Raw genomic sequence first — 17,415 nt, forward strand, 5'->3', positions numbered from 1 at the left:
GACCCTGAAAGTCAGCGAGCCGCCCAAGCGCAGCGCGGGCATCAAAGTGGCCGACGTGGCCGCTCTGGTGGACAAGCTCAAAAACGACGCCAAAGTTATCTAAGCACACGCAGAACCGATCAAGGACCACACACCATGACATCTCTCGTCATTGCAGAACACGACAACGCCAGCATCAAGGCGTCTACCCTCAACACCGTCACCGCAGCCCTGACCATGGGCGGTGACGTGCACGTGCTGGTCGCGGGCCACCACGCAGCGGGCGCAGCAGCAGCCGCAGCCCAAATTGCTGGCGTGGCCAAAGTGCTGCACGCCGATGGCGCCACCCTGGCCGACGGCCTGGCAGAAAACGTGGCCGCCCAAGTGCTGGCTGTGGCAGCCAGCTACAGCCACATTCTGTTTCCGGCCACCGCAGGTGGCAAAAACGTGGCACCCCGCGTAGCTGCGCTGTTGGATGTGGGGCAAATCAGCGACATCACCCGCGTGGACAGCCCCGACACCTTTGAGCGGCCCATTTATGCGGGCAACGCCATGGCCACGGTGCAGTCGACAGACGCCACCAAGGTGATCACCGTGCGCACCACAGGCTTTGATGCGGCAGCCGCCACCGGTGGCTCCGCCAGCACCGACAGCGTGGCGGCAGTGGCTGACTCGGGCCAAAGCAGCTTTGTGGGGCGTGAAGTCACCAAGAGCGACCGCCCTGAGTTGACCGCGGCCAAGATCATTGTGTCGGGTGGCCGCGCTTTGGGCAGCGCTGAAAAGTTCAACGAAGTGATGACGCCGCTGGCCGACAAGCTGGGCGCGGCCTTGGGAGCCAGCCGTGCGGCGGTGGACGCGGGCTACGCGCCCAACGACTGGCAGGTGGGCCAAACGGGCAAGATCGTGGCACCGCAGTTGTATGTGGCGTGTGGCATCAGTGGGGCCATTCAACACTTGGCGGGCATGAAAGACAGCAAGGTGATCGTGGCGATCAACAAAGACCCCGAGGCACCGATCTTCAGCGTGGCGGACTTTGGCCTGGAGGCCGACTTGTTCACCGCTGTGCCCGAGCTGGTCGCAGCGCTGTAAGTGGGGTAGCTCGGTGGTGTAATTCACCGCTATGTCATCTTCTCGTTCGTCTTTGGCGGTCCGTTGGACGTGGCTGCGCCGCCTTTGGCCTGCGGCCCTCAGCACCACGCCGCAAGAGCGCTTGCGTGCGCTGGCAGGTTTGGGTCTGGGGGTGTTGGTCACTGCTTGGGTCAGCCACTGGCTGGCTGGCACCGCTGGCTTGTGGTTGGTCGCACCCATTGGGGCCAGCGCCTTGCTGGTGTTTGCCGCGCCGTCGAGTCCTTTGGCACAGCCTTGGGCAGTGGTAGGGGGTAACACTTTGTCAGCGTTGGTGGGGGTGGCGTGTGTCAGCCTCATGCCTGACCCCACCCTGGCAGGGGCGTTGGCGGTGACCTTGGCCTTTGCCTTGATGACGGTGTTGCGTTGCTTGCACCCCCCAGGTGGTGCGGTCGCTTTGCTGGTGGTGTTGAGCCAAAGCCATGCCTGGTCGTTTGCACTGTTTCCCGTCCTCACCAACTCTTTGCTGCTGGTGTGGGTGGGGGTGGTCTACAACAGCTGGACGGGGCACCCCTATCCGCACCAGCAAATGGCACAACCGTCGGTGTCTGAAGACAACGGCGCGGTGAGCCGTTTCACGCGTGCCGATTTGGACACGGCACTGGCGCACTACAACCAAGTGCTGGATGTGAGTCCTGATGATTTGATTGACTTGTTGCGTCACGCCGAGTCCGCCGCTTACCAGCGGACTCTGGGGGAGTTGCGTTGCCAAGACATCATGACACCCAACCCCACGGTGGTGGAGTTTGGCACCGCCTTGCGTGAAGCCTGGGATTTGATGCGCCGCCTCAACATCAAAGCGCTGCCTGTGATCGACAAGGCGCGCCGTGTGGTGGGCATCGTGACGGTGGCCGATTTTTTGCGTCATGCGCGGCTGGATGAACACACCGGGTTGGCGGGGCGTTTGCACAGCATGCTCAAGCCCTCAGGCCTGGTCGAGACCGAGCACGCCGAGGTGGTGGGCCAGATCATGACGCGTCAGGTGCGTGTGGCCAGTGCCTCGCGCCATGCGGTGGATTTGTTGCCGCTGTTTTCAACGGCGGGTCACCACCATCTGCCCATCATTGACGAACACCAGCGCTTGGTGGGTATCTTGACGCAGACCGATTTGGTCAAAGCTCTGGGGCGTGCAGTGCAGCCGCCTTTGCAGGCCTGAGGTCACATCAAGACCGAAAATGCCACAGCCCCCACGGGCGATGCCCAGTGGTCCACCAGTTCGGCCACCATGGTCCGTGTGGTGCGCAGTTGCGCACCTGAACGGTCCAAATAGCGCCATGCCAAGGCTTCGTCGATGGCGTGGCCTGCGCCACAAGCATCTTGCATGACATGAACTTCAAACCCGTGGTCCAGTGCCTGGATGGCCGGCCCTACAAGATGGCTTTCTGTAGTTGCGCCCGCGATCACAAAATGGCGTTTTTGGGTGGCAAGACAAGCCTGTTTGAAACATGGGCCGTCCCATGTCGTCATCACATGGCTGTGGTGACGGCCTGTGGGGTGAGCTGAGTTTTGAGGACGCAGGCAGATGATGGGCATGCCTGTGCCGATGGCAAATTGATGCAAAACGCAGGTGTTGTGTTTGAGTGCTTGCAAAGACGTTTGACCGTGCCATACAGGGTGGTTGGTTGGCTCATCGATCAAGATCAAGGCGGTGTTGCCGATGTCGGGTGACTGTGTGGTGGTGTGTTGCATGAACGATGTCCTCAAGGCCGCTGCGGGGGGAGCGTTGGCTGAAGGGCGGCAATGCGCTGCAGCCCTTGGTGCAGTGCTTCGCGCGAGGTGTGGACCGAGTGCGGCCCGAGCACCAAGTGGTAGGGATGTTGGGCAGCAGAGCCCAACAGGAAGGTGCAATCGCCCAGTGCAGTGAAAGTGATCGGGTCATGGCCTGCCTCAAACATCGCGAGCTCTGAATGCAAGCGTTCGTCGTTGGCTTGCAGGGTTCCGGTGCGTGCAAAGGTCCAAGCGAGGTCATGCGAGATGGGCGGTTGGTAGTGCCACGATTGCCCATTGTTCAACTGCACCCAGAAGTAGTTGGCGTCGATCGGTGCCTGTATGGGGCTGATGGCCTGACCGTACTGTCCCAGCAATACTGTCACGGGTCCGTCGACAGGAACTTCGCGCGCTTGGATGAAAGATGCGCTGGGCGCTTGGTGTTCATGAGCAGGGGGCAGCGCAAACCAGACTTGAAAACCTTGCGCAGCGTCGGTGTTCAAGGGCGTTGCACGGTGCCAGATGCCTGCACCTGCCACCATCCATTCGATGCCACCGCGGCGGACGATGTCGGTTTGTCCGCTGGAGGTTTGATGCTGGATGTCAAACGTCAGCGGGTAGGTGAGCGTGGCAATGCCAGAGTGTGGATGAAACCCAAATTGAGGTCCGGCACCACCTTCGATGTTCACATGGTCTAAGAACACAAAAGGTTTGAGCAGCGCACCCAAGTCGTTGGGGCTCATCAATCGGGTGATGGGGCCATGGCGTTGGCCTGAGGTGCGTGTGACGATGCGTCGTTGCATCATGGGGGTGTGCGTTGGCATGAAACGGGCTGCCTCAACGGCGCTTGAACGGGGGCAAACCAAACGGCGTGATAAGAATGGCCAAAAACCAAATCACGGGGCCACTGATGCTTTCCAGGCTGAAGGCAATCACGCCCGAGGTCACCATCGCCAGCAAAAAGGTCATGTCTGCAATGCCAATGATGGCCACGCCTAAAAAGTAGCCCAGCCATGAGGCTTGCGTCCAGATGAGCCAAGCCACCACGAGGCCCAAGACACCATAGCCACCGACGTCTAAGCAGAAGTTCAGCAGCAACTGGCCTTGCGCGTAGGCGGTGGCGGCGTCTTGGGTATGTTGGAAGGCGTTGTGGGGTACCCGGCTGCCGCCAACGACCATGTTCCAAAGGCCTGGCGTACCTTGGCTCAGGTATTGGTGGATGCCCTCGTAGCCCACCCAGATGTGCAAGATGGACCAAAGCAAAAAGAGCATGGCGCCAACTTTGGCGGCAGGTCCGGCAACAGGATGTGTGGCTGTATTCGTCATGAAAAGTCCTTGTAAATTCACGTCAGTGAATTGTCTTTTGCAACTTATATGGGATAAATATGCTTAAATGATTTTTATTGATGCATATGCGGAGTAATAAGACCGTGGAAATTTTCAAAAACATGCACGTGTTTGTAGAGGTCGCCAAGGGCAGCAGCTTTCGGCGTGCGGGCGATGTGTTGGGCATGCCCAGCTCCACCGTGTCACGCCGCATCGCCGAGTTGGAGCGTGAGGTGGGTTTACGCTTGTTCCATCGCACCACGCGGCGCGTGGATTTGACGGAGGCTGGCAAAACCTACTTCGACAACTGCCAGCGCATCGTGCAAGAGGCAGAGCTGGCCCACCTGGAGTTGGCCAGTTTGCATGCCAAGCCCAGTGGGTTGATTCGGGCGTCCATGCCGGTGGATTTCAGCGTGATGTACATCAGCAAGGTGTTGACTGAGTTTGGTGTGGTGTACCCAGACATTCAGTTTGCGTTAGACCTCAACCCAGGACAGTCGAATTTGCTGACCGACGGGGTCGACTTTGCCATCCGAATGGGCCCCCCCAAAGACAACCATTTGATTGCCAGACAGATGGCCACTTTGAAAACGGGTTTGTATGCGTCACCTGGGTATTTGGCGCAGCACGGCACGCCTGAACAGCCACAAGACTTGTTGGCTCACCAATGTTTACGCATGCGAGACGCGCCTTGGGTGTTGACGCGTGCCACAGATGGTCACAGCGAATCGGTGCGTGTTCACGGTCGTGTGATGGCCAACAACTTTGGAATGCTGCGCAATTTGGCTTTGGCGGGTGAGGGCATCATGATGAATGGCGAAAAAATGTTTCAGTCCGACCGTGACAGCCATGTGTTGGTGCGTGTCTTGCCAGAGTGGGACATGCCTTCGGTGCCGGTTTATGTCTTGACAGCGACGCGTTTATTGCCAGCCAAGGTGCGCGTCTTCATTGATTTTTTAATGACAAAAATCAACGACGTTGAATTGCCGGTGACGCCTTAGGTGCCGAGATGGCGCAGCACAATCTCAAGGACTTGCAACAGCACCAGCAACGCCAGGGGCGACAAGTCCACGCCACCGATTTGTGGGATGACGCGACGCAAAGGTTGCAACATGGGCTCGACCAATTGGCCCAAGGCATAGCCCACATCTGAACCAGCGCGTACCCACGACAGCATGGCATAGATGAGTACCAGCCACACCAGGCTGGAGAGGGCCAGGTTGAGCAACTCCAAGCACGACATGACCAGCAGGTCCACCCAATAGGGGATGTGCCCCATCATCAAACCCAGCAGCACAAATTTCGCCAGCACCAAGGCATAGGCGGCCAACAAACTGGCGGTGTCTAAGCGACCGATGGCAGGCACCGAGCGGCGCAAGGGCAGCACCAACCAGTTGGTCATGGCAAAGACAAACGGTGCCAGTGGGTTACCTGCACGCGCTGACAGGTTGATGCGCATGAGGTGCATGTACATGCGCAACAAGCAAGTGCCCGCCACCAAGCCCACGGCGACTTGCAGCAAGAGTGAGAAAATTTGAATCAGCATGCCGAGGAGTTTAGTGCCCTCAGGCAAAATTTCAGCCTACTCTTGTTGCGAAAGCCTCCCCATGAAACAACTGCCGCGCTTGATCTTTGCCAGTCGCTGGATTCAATTGCCTTTGTACCTGGGCCTGATTGCAGCGCAGGCCGTGTTTGTGTTCCATTTCTGGGTGGAGTTGGTGCACTTGGTGGAGGCCTCGTTTGGCAGCCAGACGGCCATCACCGCACTGGTCAACGCGATTGGCTACAAGTCCGACATCGCCATCACCCATTTGAACGAGTCGATCATCATGTTGGTGGTGCTGGGCTTGATCGATGTGGTGATGATCTCCAACCTGTTGGTGATGGTCATCGTGGGCGGCTACGACACCTTTGTCTCGCGCATGTACCTCGAAGACCACCCTGATGAACCCGAGTGGCTGAGCCACGTGAACGCGTCGGTACTGAAAGTGAAGTTGGGCACGGCCATCATTGGCATCTCGTCCATCCACTTGCTCAAGACCTTCATCAACGCCGCCAACTACGACGAAAAAGTGTTGCTGTGGCAAACCGTGATTCACATCACCTTCTTGTTGAGCGCTTTGGCGATTGCCTATGTCGACCGCTTGACCCGTCACACCCCCGACAGCCATTGACTTTGAAAGTGCCTCCGTGCCATTACCTGCTTCTCAACCCCGCACCCTGGCACACACCCGCCAAGTGAGTTACCAAGGCTTTCGCCGTGACGATGGCCTGTGGGACATCGAAGGCCATCTGTGCGACACCAAGCCGCAAGCGTTTCACATTCAAGGTGAGGGCACTTGGCAAGCCGATGAGCCGATCCATGACATGCGCATCCGCGTCACGGTGAATGCGCAGTTGGTCATTCAGGAGATTGCCGTCGCCATGGACAGCGTGCCGCACGGTGAATGCCCGCCAGCCCAAGAGCCCATGCAGCAGATGGTCGGTTGCACCATGGGGGCGGGTTGGCGACGTGCGATTGACGAGCGTTTGGGCAACGCCAAGGGCTGCACCCATCTGCGCGAACTCTTGTTCAACATGGCCACTGCTGCGTTTCAAACCATCACCTCCAATTTCGGACAAACCCAGCCCGATGTGCCGCCGCCTCATCTGGGGCGCTGTTTGTCATGGGGCTTTGAGAGCCCATTGGTGGCGCGTCAATACCCCATGTTTTTCAAATGGCAACCCAAGAAGCCACCCACGAGCACTGCACCATGACTTTCACGCCACATCGCCCCATTCACCGCAACGCCCTGGTTTTGTTCTCGGGCGGGCAAGACTCCACCACCTGCTTGGCGCACGCGCTGTCGCAGTACGAACGGGTGGAGACCTTGGCGTTTGATTACCGGCAACGCCACCACGTGGAGTTGGAAGCACGGCTGAATGTGTTGCAACACATCAAGACCACCTTCCCCCAATGGGCGCACAAATTGGGTGAAGACCATTTGCTGGACTTGGCGGTGCTGGGTCAGGTGAGCGAAACCTCGCTGACGCGCGACATGGTGTTCAAGATGGAGGCGTCGGGCCTGCCCAACACCTTTGTGCCGGGCCGCAATTTGTTGTTCTTGACCTTGGCGGCAGCGCTGGCCTATCGACGCGATCTGGACGTGATCGTCACCGGTGTGTGCGAAACCGATTTTTCGGGCTACCCCGATTGCCGCGACGACACCATGAAGGCCATGCAAATTGCCTTGTCACTCGGCATGGACCGTCGCTTGTTGATTGAGACCCCGCTGATGTGGATCGACAAGGCGCAGACCTGGCAACTCGCACATGACTTGGGTGAGCGTGCGCAAACGGGAGGGGGCGATGCCTTGGTGCAACTCATCGTCGAACAATCGCACACCTGCTACCTGGGGGACCGCACCCATCGCCATGACTGGGGCTATGGCTGCGGCACTTGCCCCGCTTGCGATTTGCGCGCCAAGGGGTGGGTGCGTTGGCAGGGTTAAGCTGGGTTGCGTCGTCCTAAACCTTCGGCGATCAAAGCCAGAACCAACGCGTTGAGCGACACGCCTTCAGTTTTTGCTCTTGCGGTCAGTTGCATGTGCATGGAGCGTGGAAGCCGAGCCAAGACTTTCCCCGATGCGGAGGCAGGGGTGAAATCATTCGCATTGAATGCAGGGGAAGGGATTTGTTGTCCCATATCCACCATGGCGCTGACCGTGGCAATAAATGCTTCTCGGCCATCGGCAATCGCTTCGAGCGCAGTTGCTCCATCGCCCATGACGCCAGGAATGTCGGGCATGGTGAACATGAAACCGCCCCCCTCAGCCGCATCAATGGGGCTGACAACATGGCTGTAGGCGTCGAAGGGAAATGCAGGTTTCGCTTTTGCTATGCGCTTAACGGTCATGACTTACTCCTGAATTTGATCGATCAACGCAACGAAGCGCTTGATGTAGATGGCCTTGATGGGCCGGTGGGCTGGAACGGTGAGCAGTCTTGCCATGACCCAGTCATTCGGGTTTTGGCGCATTGCATTGAGTAACTTGGTTGCCGTGTCCATGGTTGCAATGATATCGCCGGTGATAGCAATTCGCAAGACAATAGGGCCGTGCTGGTATGGCGTGGCGTGGCATGGCATGGCGTGAGCTGGGCAGAGCATTCGCCCTGGGTCTACACCACCTGAAGCACAAACTTCGGCGCTGCTGCCTTTCTGTGTGTTTAAGATATGCGCATGAGTACCATGAATATTTCACTGCCAGACACTTTGAAATCTTTTGTCGATGACCAAGTCGGTCAGCGAGGCTATGGCAGCGGCGGTGAATATGTTCGAGACTTGATACGTAAAGACCAAGACCGCCAGCAATTGCGATCTATGTTGCTGGTGGGCGCACATTCCGAATCTGCAGCGCCTGCTGATGCCGCTTATTTCGAGCGTCTGCATCAGCGAGTTAAACGAACGACACACCTCAAGTGAAGTTCAAACCAGTCGTTCCACGTGCAAAGGCGAACGAAGACGTTGAGCATGCGATCGACCATTACCTAAAAGAGCAGGCAGACGCAGCTGCTTTGGGTTTCATCAAGGCCCTAGAGCTTGCCTATACGCATATTTCTAGGCATCCGGCGACGGGTTCGCCTCAATATGCCCACCGCTTGGACTTGCCGGGTCTGCGTTCATGGTCACTGAATCGCTACCCCTATCTGGTGTTCTACATAGAGTCGGCGGATGCCATTGACGTTTGGCGTGTCTTGCACATGAGCCGCGACATACCTGCATGGTTGGCACAAGAACTATGAAAGACCGGGCACGCTGGCAGGCGTGAGCTGAGCAGGGCCTGAGCCCTGTGCCCTGAGCCCTGTGCTTACACCACCTCAAGCACAAACTTCTGTGCGCTGCCCTCAGGCGCTGGCGTGAACACCCATTGCGTTTGATGAAACACCGCCACACCGGGGCGGTGGGCGATGGACACCAAAGCGCCACCTTGCGCGCGCACCAGAGCCAGCAGTTGCTCGTACAAAACTTTCTCACCCGCTTCGTCCAGCGCACTGGTGGCCTCGTCGGCAAAGACCCAGCGTGGGCGCTTGAGCAGCACGCGCGCCATTGCCAAACGTTGTTGCTCGCCGCCGGAGAGCTGTTGCGTCCAACGGCTCTCGGTGTCGAGCTGCGTCATCAGGTGCGGCAGCAAGGCATCGCTCAAGGCCTGGCGCAGCGCGTCGTCGCTGTAGTGGTCCGCTGCATCGGGGTAGGCCAGGGCCTGGCGCAAACTTCCTTCGGGAAAGTAAGGCCGTTGCGGCATGAACATGCTGCCTGCGGGCAGTGCCACCAGCGCCTCTGGTGAGGTGATGACGTCTTGTTCCGAGGCGATGCTGGCATAGGGCCAGATGCCCGCCAGCACCCGCATCAGCGTGGACTTGCCGCAACCCGATGGCCCGCGAATCAACACGCTGTCGCCCGGGGCAACATGCAAGGCGGTGTCGGCCAGCAGCACCTCGCCGTTGGGCAAACACACCGTCAAAGGCGCGGTGTCGAGCACGTTCAACGTTGTGTCCGACGCGTGTGGTGCGGTGGGGGATGTGGGTGTGAGGGCGATGGCCGCCATCTGCTCTTGGAAGCTGGTCAACCGCAAGGTGGTGGCCTGCCACGAAGCCAAGCGGCTGTAGTTGCTGATGAACCAACTCAGCGACTCTTGCACCTGACCAAAGGCGGAAGAAATTTGCATCAACTCACCCAACTGAATGGCGCCGCTGAAGTAACGCGACGACGCCACCAGCATGGGGAACACCACCGCCGCTTGGCCATAGCCCGAGTTGAACCAGGTGTAGCGCTTTTGCACCCGCAGCAAGCGCATGAAGTTGTCGAGCACTTGGCCAAAGCGCACTTGCAACGAGGCGCGCTCCACCGTGGCACCACGGTCTAGCGCAATGGCTTCGCCGTACTCGCGCACGCGCATCAGGTGGTGACGAAAGTCGGCCTCGTAGCGTTGCTGTGCAAAGTTGAGCGACGCCATGGACTTGCCAATCCAATGGCCGATCCAGCTGCCAGCCAAGGCATAGGCCAGGGCCATCCACACCATGAAGCCTGGAATGTTGAAGGCCTCACCCCCCAGCTCAAAACTGAACCCACCCGACAAGCCCCACAAGATGCCGACAAAGCTCAGCAAGGTGACCGTGGCGTCCAGCAGTCCCAGGCTCAGACCAACGGTGTCTGAGGTGAACTGCTGCACATCTTCTTGAATCCGTTGGTCGGGGTTGTCGGTGCCGCTGCGGGTGCCGGTGGCACTGTGCTGCGATTGCAATTCGAGTTGGTAGAAAGCGTTGTTGGAGAGCCAGCGTTCTAGGTAATCGCGCGTCATCCAGGCGCGCCAACGCAGCTCCAGCAATTGCGTCAAATAAAAGCGGTACACCGCCACCAAAATGAAGCAAGTGGCCAGCAGCGCAAACACGCGCAGTTGCTGCCAGAACACCTCGGCGTTTCGGTTTTGCAAGGCGTCGTAGAACACGCGGTTCCAGTCGTTGAGCAAAACCATCATGTAGACCATGCCCAGGTTCAGCGCCACGCACGCGGCCAATAGGCCACGGGCATGCCATCGTTCTTCGGCGTGTAAAAAATAAGGCGACGACAAGGCCCAGACTCGGCTGAGTTGCAAACGGCTTTTTTGCCATTGGCTCACCAAGCCCAGAGAGACGGCACGAACAGCGTTCATCGGGATTTACTCGGAAGGGTTGCGCACGCCACTGGCCACATGGCCCGCAGGCACGTGACGGGCAGCTGACTCGATGTGGCCGGTTTGGTCATCGAAGAAAAAGTCGGGTTCGAACTCGCGCAAGAACTCGCCCTTTTCCAGCCCGCCCAAGAACATGGCTTCATCCACCTCGATGTTCCAGTTCATGAGCGTGCGAATGGCGCGCTCGTGGGCCGGCGCACTGCGTGCCGTGACCAAGGCGGTGCGAATGCGCATGTGCGGCGTGCCCGCTTGTTGCAACACTTGCAGCGCGGCCAATAGGGGTTTGAAGGGGCCGGCCGACAAGGGCTGGGCAGCTTTGTCTTTTTCGTGTTGCTGAAACGCGCTCAGGCCTTCGGCTTGGTACACGCGCTCGGCCTCGTCGCTGAACAGCACGGCGTCGCCGTCAAAGGCAATGCGCACTTCGTGCGGGTTGGCCTCGGACGCATGGGCCGAATGCGGGTACACCTGCGCGGCGGGCACACCCGCATCGAGCGCCGAGCGCACGTCGGACAAATGGGTGGACAAAAACAAGTTGGCATTGAGCGGACGCAGGTAACGCCAGGGCGACTGGCCCCGCGTGAAGCTGCCGCGCTGGATGGGCAAGCCGTAGTGCTGCGCCGAGCGAAACACGCGCATGCCACTGACCGGGTCGTTGCGCGAGAGGATCACCACCTCCACGCGCTGTGCCGTGGCGTCGTTGAAGGCCAGCAGCTTTTGCACCAGTGAAAACGCCACGCCCGGTTTGGCCGGTATTTCTAGGCGGTCCAACTGCAACTGCATATAGGCGCGGTCGTCGCCTTGTTCGAAGATGAGGTTCTCTTCCTCGAAGTCGAACAGCGCCCGCGACGAAATGGCCACCACCAACTTGCCATCCAAAGAAACGCTCATGTTTTTTCCATCCCTTGCGTGAATCGTTAATTGGGGTCAGAACCCAATTATTTGATCAGGTTGTTGAGCTGAATGATGGGCAGCATCACCGACAAAACGATCAGCATCACCATGCCCCCCATCAGCACAATCAGCAGGGGCTCGAGCACCGTGGCCAGTTGCAAGGCGCGGCGTTGCACCTCGGCGCTGAGTTGGTTGGCCGCGCTTTGCAGCATGGCGGGCAAGGTGCCGGTTTGTTCGCCCAAGCGCGAGAACATGACCAACAGCCTTGGAAACCGTGGGTGCTGCCCCAGCGCTGATGCCAAGGGCGCACCTTCGCGCACCAGCACCAGCGCGTCTTGCGCGTCGTGGCGCAAGGCGGTGTTGGACAGGGTGTCGGCAGCGGCCTGCAGGGCTTTCAAAATTGGCACGCCTGCTGCGGCCAGCATGGCCAAGGTGCTGGCAAAGCGCGCTGCGTTGTAGCCGCGTGCCAGACGGCCCACCAAGGGCAGTGTCAACCAAGCTGCATCAAAGCGCAAGCGCAAGGCGGGTTGTTTCAGGGCCTGGCGGGCTGCCAAGAACCCCGCAACGATCAACACCAAGCCAGCGAGCCAGAAGTTTTGCACGGCATCACTCAAGGCCAACATGGCGCTGGTTAGAAACGGCAGCGCGCGTTGACTGCTGGTGAACACCTGGGCCACTTGGGGCACCACATAGGCGAGCAAGAACAACACAATCATCAAAGCCACCAAGCTCACGATGGCCGGGTACAAGCCTACAGCCAGCAGTTTGCCGCGTAGCTCTTGTTGCGCTTGCAAGTCGTCGGCCAGTCGCTCAAGCACCAGACCCAAATGGCCACTTTGCTCGCCTGCACCAATGACCGCGATGTAGATGGCCGAGAACTCGCGCGGGTACTGCGCCAGAGCTTTGGCAAACGGAGCCCCGGCGTTGACCTCGGCGCGCAGGGCCGACACCACATCGCGCTGGCGCGGTGTTTCGGCTTCTTCGGCCAGGGCGCTGAGTGCACGCTCCAATGGCAAGCCCGCGCCCACCAGCCCGGCCAGCTGGCGCGTCCAAGTGGCCAGGGCCGAGCCGCCAAAGACCCGCGATTGCCAAATGACGGTGTTGAGCCCCTGGCTGGGCTGCTGCATGGCATCCACCTTGAGTGGCACCAGGCTTTGCGCACGCAGCTGGCTGCGGGCGGTGCGGGCGGTGTCGGCCTCTAGCACGCCCCGGCGTGTTTGGCCTTGGGCGTCGAGGGCTTCGTAGGTGTAGGCAGGCATGGCGTGTGTGGGGTGGCTTCAGTCCCGCGTCACGCGCACCAGTTCTTCAGCGCTGGTGATGCCGGCACGTACCAGGCGTTCGCCGTCGTCGCGCATCAGGGTCATGCCGGCACGCAAGGCCGCTTCGCGCAGTTGCGCTTCGCTGCTTTGTTGGTGAATCAGGGCGCGGATGTCGTCGTTGGTGGTGAGCAGCTCGAAGATGCCGGTGCGGCCTTGGTAGCCGCTGTGGCCACAGGCGTCACACCCTTGACCTGCGCAATGGGTGCAGCGCTTGCGCACCAAGCGCTGGGCCAGCACGCCCAGCAGCGACGAGCTGAGCAAGAAAGGCTCCACGCCCATGTCGGTCAAACGGGTCACGGCACTGGCGGCGTCGTTGGTGTGCAAGGTGGCCAGCACCAGGTGGCCGGTGAGCGAGGCCTGGATGGCGATTTGCGCGGTCTCGTAGTCGCGGATCTCGCCAATCATGATGATGTCGGGGTCTTGCCGCAAGATGGCGCGCAGGGCTTTGGCAAAGTCGAGATCGATTTTGGGGTTGACCTGGGTTTGACCCACCCCCGCGAGTTCGTATTCGATGGGGTCTTCCACCGTCATGATGTTGTTGCGCGTGGCATCGAGCCCTTGCAGTGCGGCGTACAGCGTGGTGGTTTTGCCCGAGCCTGTGGGGCCGGTGACCAAGATGATGCCGTGGGGCTGTTGCACCAGGGCTTCAAAGCGACGCAGGGTCTCGCCCTCCATGCCCACGGCTTGTAATGTGAGACGACTTTCTGATTTGTCCAGCAAGCGCAGCACCGCGCGTTCACCGTGTGCACTGGGCAGGGTGGACACGCGCACATCGATGGCGCGCTGCCCCAAGCGCAGCGAGATGCGGCCGTCTTGTGGCAAACGCTTTTCGGCAATGTCGAGCTCGGCCATGATCTTCAGGCGGGAAATGAGCGCCGCGTGCAAGGCGCGGTTGGGTTGCACCACTTCGCGCAGCGTGCCGTCCACCCGAAAGCGCACGCTGCTGTGGCGCTCGTAGGGTTCGATGTGGATGTCGCTGGCACCGTCGCGCGCGGCCTGGGTGAGCAGCGCATTGAGCATGCGGATGATGGGTGCGTCGTCGGCGGCTTCGAGCAGGTCTTCCACCGCAGGCAGCTCTTGCATCATGCGGCTGAGATCGGTGTCGCTCTCCACCTCGCTCACCACGGCAGCGGCGTTGCTGTCGGCTTGGGCATAGGCCTCGCTCAGGCGCTTGGCCAGGGTGGCTTTGTCGGTGTACTCAAACGCTTGTACGGCGTGGCGGCGCAGCACCTCGCTCCAGGCTCCGGGGTCTGGCGCATCGCTGTGCCACAGCGTCAGGGTGTGGCCATCGTCCTCCAGCAGCAGCTGGTGGGTGCGGGCAAAGGCGTAGGGCAGCGGGCGACGCATGGCTTATTTGCTGGGCGTGGCTGCGGGCACCGAGCCGGGCAGGGCCGGCATGATCGCCGCGCCGCCGGTGTCGAGCGGGCCGTTTGGGGATGGTTGGGCGTTTTGTTGCAAACCCAGCATTTGTTGGTAACGGTTGTTGCTCAAGGCTTCGGTGGCGTTGGCGTCACGCACCACCACGGGCCGCAAGAACACCATCAGGTTGGACTTGGTGCGGCTGCGTGAATCGCTTCTGAACAACCAGCCCAAGCCCGGAATGTCACCCAGGCCCGGCACTTGGCTTTTGTTGCCTGAGTATTCGTCAGACAGCAAACCACCCAACACCACGATGGAGCCGTCTTCTACCAACACGTTCGACTCGATGGAGCGTTTGTTGGTGATGTAGCCCGAGGTGGTGGAGGTGCCGATGCTCGACACCTCTTGGAAGATGGTGAGCTTGACGGTGCCCGTCTCGCTGATTTGGGGTTTGACCTTGAGCGTCAGGCCCACGTCTTTGCGCTCGATGGTTTGGAACGGATTGACCGATCCTGTGGAGCTGTTGTTGCTGGTGTACTGGCCGGTGAGAAACGGCACGTTTTGGCCCACCACGATCTTGGCTTCTTCGTTGTCGAGCGTAAGCAAGTTGGGCGTGGACAGAATGTTGGCGTCGGTGTTGGTCTGCAAAAAGTTGGCCAGGCTGCTGAGCACATTGGTGCCATTGATGTTGCGCACCGTGCCAATATTCAAGCCGCTGGAGATGCTGGCTGTGCTGGCTGTGGTGCCCCCTTGCGACAAGGCGACGATGTTGCCGGTGGTGCCAAAGCTGGTGCCTGCCACGCCGGACGACCCCACGGCAGTGAGCCACTGGATGCCAATTTGTTGGGCCTTGCTGGCGTTGACCTCGGCAATCAAGCTCTCCACCATCACCTGGGCGCGGCGTTGGTCGAGCATGTCAATCACGGCGCGCAGTTGGCGGTATTGCGGTTCAGGCGCGGTGATGATGAGCGAGTTGGTGGCCGTGTCGGCCTGAATTTGGCCGCCGGTGGTGCTGGCGTTTGAGCTGCTGCTCCCCAACGTGCTGCCCATGCTGCTGCCTGCACTGCTGCCGCCCGTACCGCTGTTCATGCCCGGGGGTTGCGATGCCATGGCACTGCTGTTGCCCGTGCTCAGCGATGGGCTAGCACTGCTGCCTGTGCCACCGCTGACGGCAGCGCGCAAGGTGGCGGCGAGCTTGGTGGCGTCGGCGTTTTTCAAATACACCACATGGATGTTGCCGCTGGGGCTGCTGCTGCCGGGTTGGTCGAGTTTTTCAATCAAGGCGCGCACCAGCGCCAGGCGTGCCGGGTTGGCGGCGCGCACGATCAAGGCGTTGCTGCGCGGCTCGGCCATGAGGGTGGTTTTGTAGTCGCTGCCGGTTTGCCCCGGTGTGGTCGCGGCTGCTGAGGTGGTGCCAGACTCGATCAAGCGGGTGACCAAGGGTGCCAGGTCGACGGCGATGGCGTGTTTGAGGGCAATCACTTCCACGTCGCTGGCGTTGGGTACATCCAAGGCCGCAATGATGCGCGCCATGCGCTGCAAGTTGTCGGCGTAGTCGGTGATGACCAGCGAGTTGTTGCCAGGGTTTACGTTGAGTGTGTTGTTGGGGCTGATGAGCGGGCGCAGCACCGGCACCAGGTTGTTGGCTTGCTCAAAGTTGAGCTTGAAAATTTGTGTCACCACCTGCCCACCCGACGCGCCGGGGCTGGCCTTGGACTGGTCCACCTGTTGCACGCTGCCGCCTTGCAGCTTGGCATCGGCTTCGGGCACCACCTTGAACAAGCCTTGGGTTTCCACCACGGCAAAGCCTTGCAAACGCAAAGCGGCCAAGAACTGGGCCCAGGCCTCGGCGGGAGACACGGGTAGTTCGGTGCTCAGGTTGAGCGTGCCTTTGACACGCGGGTCGACCACCAAGTTTTTGTTGGACAAGGTGGCCAGAGTGCGGGCCACGCTCTCGATGTCGGCGTTGACAAAGTTCAGGGTGATGGGCTCTGGCGCGGCAGATTTTTTAGCGGGACCAGCAGCGTACGCCAATGACCCGCCGCTGAGCGCGGGCAGCAACGCCAAGGCCAAGCTGAAGGCCCAAGTCAAGGCGCTGGGTGTGGGCGTGTGTGTGTGTGGCTTGGGCATAGGTCTTAACTCAGTTCCATGATGGATTTGGCACCCCGGCGCTGGCCCAGGATGTTCAATAAATTAGAGAGTGCGGCTTCGAACTCTGGCGCTGCCGATGCCTCACCTTGAAAGCGCAAGCGTTGGTTCAGCCACTGGCCCGTGCCTTGAAGTTGCAAGCTGCCTTCCAGGGTGTCGAGGGTCATGGCCATTGTGTCACCGCCGCGCACTTGCACCCGGTAGCTGCCCAGTGGGCGCAGGGTGGACAAACGCGTGCTCAATTGCAGCAGCTGCAACTCGGCAAGCCCCTGGAGTTGTGCCTGACCCGCTTGCACCTGCCACGACAGGCCTTGGGTGCGCAGCAGCATTTGGCCTTCTGGCTCAATGGTGTTCCACGGTGCGCCCAGGCCCACCAGCCAGTGGGCCGGCCATTGGGAGGGGGAGGGTTGGTCGTCGATGGCCACCCGCAGACCGCCCCACAAGGGCGAGAGCGACAGCGTTAAAGGCTGTGGGGTGCAGCAGGCGCTGGACAGGCGAAGCCCCAGCGCCACACCTGTGCTGCGGCTGAATTGTGGTTGCAACTGCCAGTGCAGCGGGGTGGGCAAGGCTCTGTCGGTGGTGGCATCTGGTACGCCGTTGCGCAGGCCTGTGCTGAGGACCCATTGCGCCGACCCTTGCCACACCGTGCCTTGCGCGTGCTTGAGCAAGACGCGTTGTTGGCTGAGTTGCGCCACGCCGTAGGCCACCCACTGTGCGGGTGCTTGCGTGACCAAGCCCACCAACACACCCAGTGCTGCGCCCCAGCAGGCCCAGCGGCGGCTGTGGGCGGCGCTTGTGGGCTTGGGCGCTGTGCGCTGGGCAAAAGAGGGCGAGCTGCTTGGCGGCACCGG

20 protein-coding genes and 1 pseudogene are annotated in these 17,415 nt (G+C 60.3%); 9 read left to right on the top strand and 12 right to left on the bottom strand.

The window, feature by feature from the left end:
- The 3 genes and pseudogenes from B9Z41_RS03550 to B9Z41_RS03560 form a co-directional block, all read left to right on the top strand.
- Nucleotides 1-103 (top strand): annotated as a pseudogene (locus B9Z41_RS03550) (electron transfer flavoprotein subunit beta/FixA family protein); the annotation flags it as partial.
- Nucleotides 104-135: 32 nt separating this feature from the next.
- Nucleotides 136-1,068, top strand: coding sequence for an electron transfer flavoprotein subunit alpha/FixB family protein (locus B9Z41_RS03555; protein WP_100145155.1), 933 nt, complete (start codon nucleotides 136-138; stop codon nucleotides 1,066-1,068).
- 31 nt (nucleotides 1,069-1,099) lie between these two features.
- Nucleotides 1,100-2,260: an HPP family protein gene (locus B9Z41_RS03560; protein WP_100145157.1), complete on the top strand. Its 1,161-nt coding sequence runs from the start codon at nucleotides 1,100-1,102 to the stop codon at nucleotides 2,258-2,260.
- A gap of 2 nt (nucleotides 2,261-2,262) precedes the next feature.
- On the opposite strand, the gene B9Z41_RS03565 is transcribed toward B9Z41_RS03560, so the two are convergent.
- From B9Z41_RS03565 to B9Z41_RS03575, 3 genes are read right to left on the bottom strand one after another with little or no spacing between them, the layout of a single operon-like run.
- Entirely contained in the window at nucleotides 2,263-2,793 is a 531-nt protein-coding gene (locus tag B9Z41_RS03565; protein ID WP_100145160.1) for an isochorismatase family protein, read from the bottom strand.
- 11 nt (nucleotides 2,794-2,804) lie between these two features.
- Nucleotides 2,805-3,635 (bottom strand): pirin family protein, encoded by an 831-nt coding sequence (locus B9Z41_RS03570; protein WP_100145162.1) that lies wholly within the window; start codon nucleotides 3,633-3,635, stop codon nucleotides 2,805-2,807.
- Nucleotides 3,636-3,648: 13 nt separating this feature from the next.
- Nucleotides 3,649-4,137 (bottom strand): hypothetical protein, encoded by a 489-nt coding sequence (locus B9Z41_RS03575; RefSeq protein ID WP_100145164.1) that lies wholly within the window; start codon nucleotides 4,135-4,137, stop codon nucleotides 3,649-3,651.
- Between the two features lie 104 nt (nucleotides 4,138-4,241).
- On the opposite strand from B9Z41_RS03575, the gene B9Z41_RS03580 reads away from it, so the two are divergent.
- Nucleotides 4,242-5,138, top strand: coding sequence for a LysR family transcriptional regulator (locus B9Z41_RS03580; RefSeq protein ID WP_100145166.1), 897 nt, complete (start codon nucleotides 4,242-4,244; stop codon nucleotides 5,136-5,138).
- Here B9Z41_RS03580 and B9Z41_RS03585 read toward each other — a convergent pair.
- Nucleotides 5,135-5,683 (bottom strand): YggT family protein, encoded by a 549-nt coding sequence (locus tag B9Z41_RS03585; RefSeq protein ID WP_100145168.1) that lies wholly within the window; start codon nucleotides 5,681-5,683, stop codon nucleotides 5,135-5,137. The two genes, B9Z41_RS03580 and B9Z41_RS03585, sit on opposite strands and share 4 nt — an antisense overlap.
- A 61-nt stretch (nucleotides 5,684-5,744) precedes the next feature.
- Here B9Z41_RS03585 and B9Z41_RS03590 point away from each other — a divergent pair, with 61 nt between their 5' ends.
- The 3 genes from B9Z41_RS03590 to queC are packed head-to-tail and all read left to right on the top strand — an operon-like array spanning nucleotide 5,745 to nucleotide 7,628.
- On the top strand, nucleotides 5,745-6,311 hold the full coding sequence (locus B9Z41_RS03590; RefSeq protein ID WP_100145170.1) for a TIGR00645 family protein: 567 nt from the start codon (nucleotides 5,745-5,747) through the stop codon (nucleotides 6,309-6,311).
- 16 nt (nucleotides 6,312-6,327) lie between these two features.
- Nucleotides 6,328-6,894, top strand: a complete 567-nt coding sequence (locus B9Z41_RS03595) for a DUF2889 domain-containing protein (RefSeq protein WP_100145172.1) — start codon at nucleotides 6,328-6,330, stop codon at nucleotides 6,892-6,894.
- 20 nt (nucleotides 6,895-6,914) lie between these two features.
- On the top strand, nucleotides 6,915-7,628 hold the full coding sequence (gene queC, locus B9Z41_RS03600) for a 7-cyano-7-deazaguanine synthase QueC (RefSeq protein ID WP_100145764.1): 714 nt from the start codon (nucleotides 6,915-6,917) through the stop codon (nucleotides 7,626-7,628).
- Here queC and B9Z41_RS03605 read toward each other — a convergent pair.
- Together B9Z41_RS03605 and B9Z41_RS03610 are read right to left on the bottom strand one after the other, a co-directional pair.
- Nucleotides 7,625-8,032 carry a type II toxin-antitoxin system HicB family antitoxin gene (locus B9Z41_RS03605; protein WP_100145174.1) on the bottom strand — a complete coding sequence of 136 codons (408 nt, stop codon included), beginning with the start codon at nucleotides 8,030-8,032 and terminating at the stop codon, nucleotides 7,625-7,627. The two genes, queC and B9Z41_RS03605, sit on opposite strands and share 4 nt — an antisense overlap.
- A gap of 3 nt (nucleotides 8,033-8,035) precedes the next feature.
- Complete coding sequence (locus B9Z41_RS03610; protein ID WP_143474142.1) at nucleotides 8,036-8,263, bottom strand: hypothetical protein; 228 nt, start codon at nucleotides 8,261-8,263, stop codon at nucleotides 8,036-8,038.
- Nucleotides 8,264-8,356: 93 nt separating this feature from the next.
- Between B9Z41_RS03610 and B9Z41_RS03615 the strand changes: the two genes are divergently transcribed.
- Both B9Z41_RS03615 and B9Z41_RS03620 read left to right on the top strand, forming a co-directional pair.
- The gene (locus tag B9Z41_RS03615) at nucleotides 8,357-8,599 is read left to right on the top strand and encodes a type II toxin-antitoxin system ParD family antitoxin (RefSeq protein ID WP_100145766.1); all 243 of its coding nucleotides are present in this window, start codon (nucleotides 8,357-8,359) and stop codon (nucleotides 8,597-8,599) included.
- The gene (locus B9Z41_RS03620) at nucleotides 8,596-8,919 is read left to right on the top strand and encodes a type II toxin-antitoxin system RelE/ParE family toxin (RefSeq protein WP_100145178.1); all 324 of its coding nucleotides are present in this window, start codon (nucleotides 8,596-8,598) and stop codon (nucleotides 8,917-8,919) included. The genes B9Z41_RS03615 and B9Z41_RS03620 overlap by 4 nt, the downstream gene beginning before the upstream one ends.
- A 65-nt stretch (nucleotides 8,920-8,984) precedes the next feature.
- Here B9Z41_RS03620 and B9Z41_RS03625 read toward each other — a convergent pair whose 3' ends face one another.
- The 6 genes from B9Z41_RS03625 to gspN are packed head-to-tail and all read right to left on the bottom strand — an operon-like array spanning nucleotide 8,985 to nucleotide 17,412.
- The gene (locus B9Z41_RS03625; RefSeq protein ID WP_100145180.1) at nucleotides 8,985-10,826 is read right to left on the bottom strand and encodes an ABC transporter ATP-binding protein/permease; all 1,842 of its coding nucleotides are present in this window, start codon (nucleotides 10,824-10,826) and stop codon (nucleotides 8,985-8,987) included.
- Nucleotides 10,827-10,832: 6 nt separating this feature from the next.
- Nucleotides 10,833-11,735 carry a 5'-nucleotidase gene (locus tag B9Z41_RS03630; RefSeq protein ID WP_100145182.1) on the bottom strand — a complete coding sequence of 301 codons (903 nt, stop codon included), beginning with the start codon at nucleotides 11,733-11,735 and terminating at the stop codon, nucleotides 10,833-10,835.
- Between the two features lie 47 nt (nucleotides 11,736-11,782).
- Nucleotides 11,783-12,997, bottom strand: a complete 1,215-nt coding sequence (gene gspF, locus B9Z41_RS03635) for a type II secretion system inner membrane protein GspF (protein ID WP_100145184.1) — start codon at nucleotides 12,995-12,997, stop codon at nucleotides 11,783-11,785.
- Nucleotides 12,998-13,015: 18 nt separating this feature from the next.
- On the bottom strand, nucleotides 13,016-14,404 hold the full coding sequence (locus tag B9Z41_RS03640; RefSeq protein WP_100145187.1) for a GspE/PulE family protein: 1,389 nt from the start codon (nucleotides 14,402-14,404) through the stop codon (nucleotides 13,016-13,018).
- A gap of 3 nt (nucleotides 14,405-14,407) precedes the next feature.
- Nucleotides 14,408-16,546, bottom strand: coding sequence for a type II secretion system secretin GspD (gspD, locus tag B9Z41_RS03645; protein ID WP_100145189.1), 2,139 nt, complete (start codon nucleotides 16,544-16,546; stop codon nucleotides 14,408-14,410).
- A 5-nt stretch (nucleotides 16,547-16,551) separates the two neighbouring features.
- The gene (gene gspN, locus B9Z41_RS03650; RefSeq protein ID WP_100145191.1) at nucleotides 16,552-17,412 is read right to left on the bottom strand and encodes a type II secretion system protein N; all 861 of its coding nucleotides are present in this window, start codon (nucleotides 17,410-17,412) and stop codon (nucleotides 16,552-16,554) included.
- Nucleotides 17,413-17,415 lie beyond the last annotated feature (3 nt).

Source organism: Limnohabitans sp. JirII-31, assembly GCF_002778315.1.
Classification (GTDB): Bacteria; Pseudomonadota; Gammaproteobacteria; order Burkholderiales; family Burkholderiaceae_C; genus Limnohabitans.

Coding starts and splice junctions, on each gene's coding strand:
- B9Z41_RS03555 (WP_100145155.1), top strand. CDS start 136: ATGACATCTCTCGTCATTGCAGAACACGACAACGCCAGCATCAAGGCG.
- B9Z41_RS03560 (WP_100145157.1), top strand. CDS start 1,100: ATGTCATCTTCTCGTTCGTCTTTGGCGGTCCGTTGGACGTGGCTGCGC.
- B9Z41_RS03565 (WP_100145160.1), bottom strand. CDS start 2,793: ATGCAACACACCACCACACAGTCACCCGACATCGGCAACACCGCCTTG.
- B9Z41_RS03570 (WP_100145162.1), bottom strand. CDS start 3,635: ATGCCAACGCACACCCCCATGATGCAACGACGCATCGTCACACGCACC.
- B9Z41_RS03575 (WP_100145164.1), bottom strand. CDS start 4,137: ATGACGAATACAGCCACACATCCTGTTGCCGGACCTGCCGCCAAAGTT.
- B9Z41_RS03585 (WP_100145168.1), bottom strand. CDS start 5,683: ATGCTGATTCAAATTTTCTCACTCTTGCTGCAAGTCGCCGTGGGCTTG.
- B9Z41_RS03590 (WP_100145170.1), top strand. CDS start 5,745: ATGAAACAACTGCCGCGCTTGATCTTTGCCAGTCGCTGGATTCAATTG.
- B9Z41_RS03605 (WP_100145174.1), bottom strand. CDS start 8,032: ATGACCGTTAAGCGCATAGCAAAAGCGAAACCTGCATTTCCCTTCGAC.
- B9Z41_RS03610 (WP_143474142.1), bottom strand. CDS start 8,263: ATGCCATGCCACGCCACGCCATACCAGCACGGCCCTATTGTCTTGCGA.
- B9Z41_RS03615 (WP_100145766.1), top strand. CDS start 8,357: ATGAGTACCATGAATATTTCACTGCCAGACACTTTGAAATCTTTTGTC.
- B9Z41_RS03625 (WP_100145180.1), bottom strand. CDS start 10,826: ATGAACGCTGTTCGTGCCGTCTCTCTGGGCTTGGTGAGCCAATGGCAA.
- B9Z41_RS03630 (WP_100145182.1), bottom strand. CDS start 11,735: ATGAGCGTTTCTTTGGATGGCAAGTTGGTGGTGGCCATTTCGTCGCGG.
- gspF (WP_100145184.1), bottom strand. CDS start 12,997: ATGCCTGCCTACACCTACGAAGCCCTCGACGCCCAAGGCCAAACACGC.
- B9Z41_RS03640 (WP_100145187.1), bottom strand. CDS start 14,404: ATGCGTCGCCCGCTGCCCTACGCCTTTGCCCGCACCCACCAGCTGCTG.
- gspD (WP_100145189.1), bottom strand. CDS start 16,546: ATGCCCAAGCCACACACACACACGCCCACACCCAGCGCCTTGACTTGG.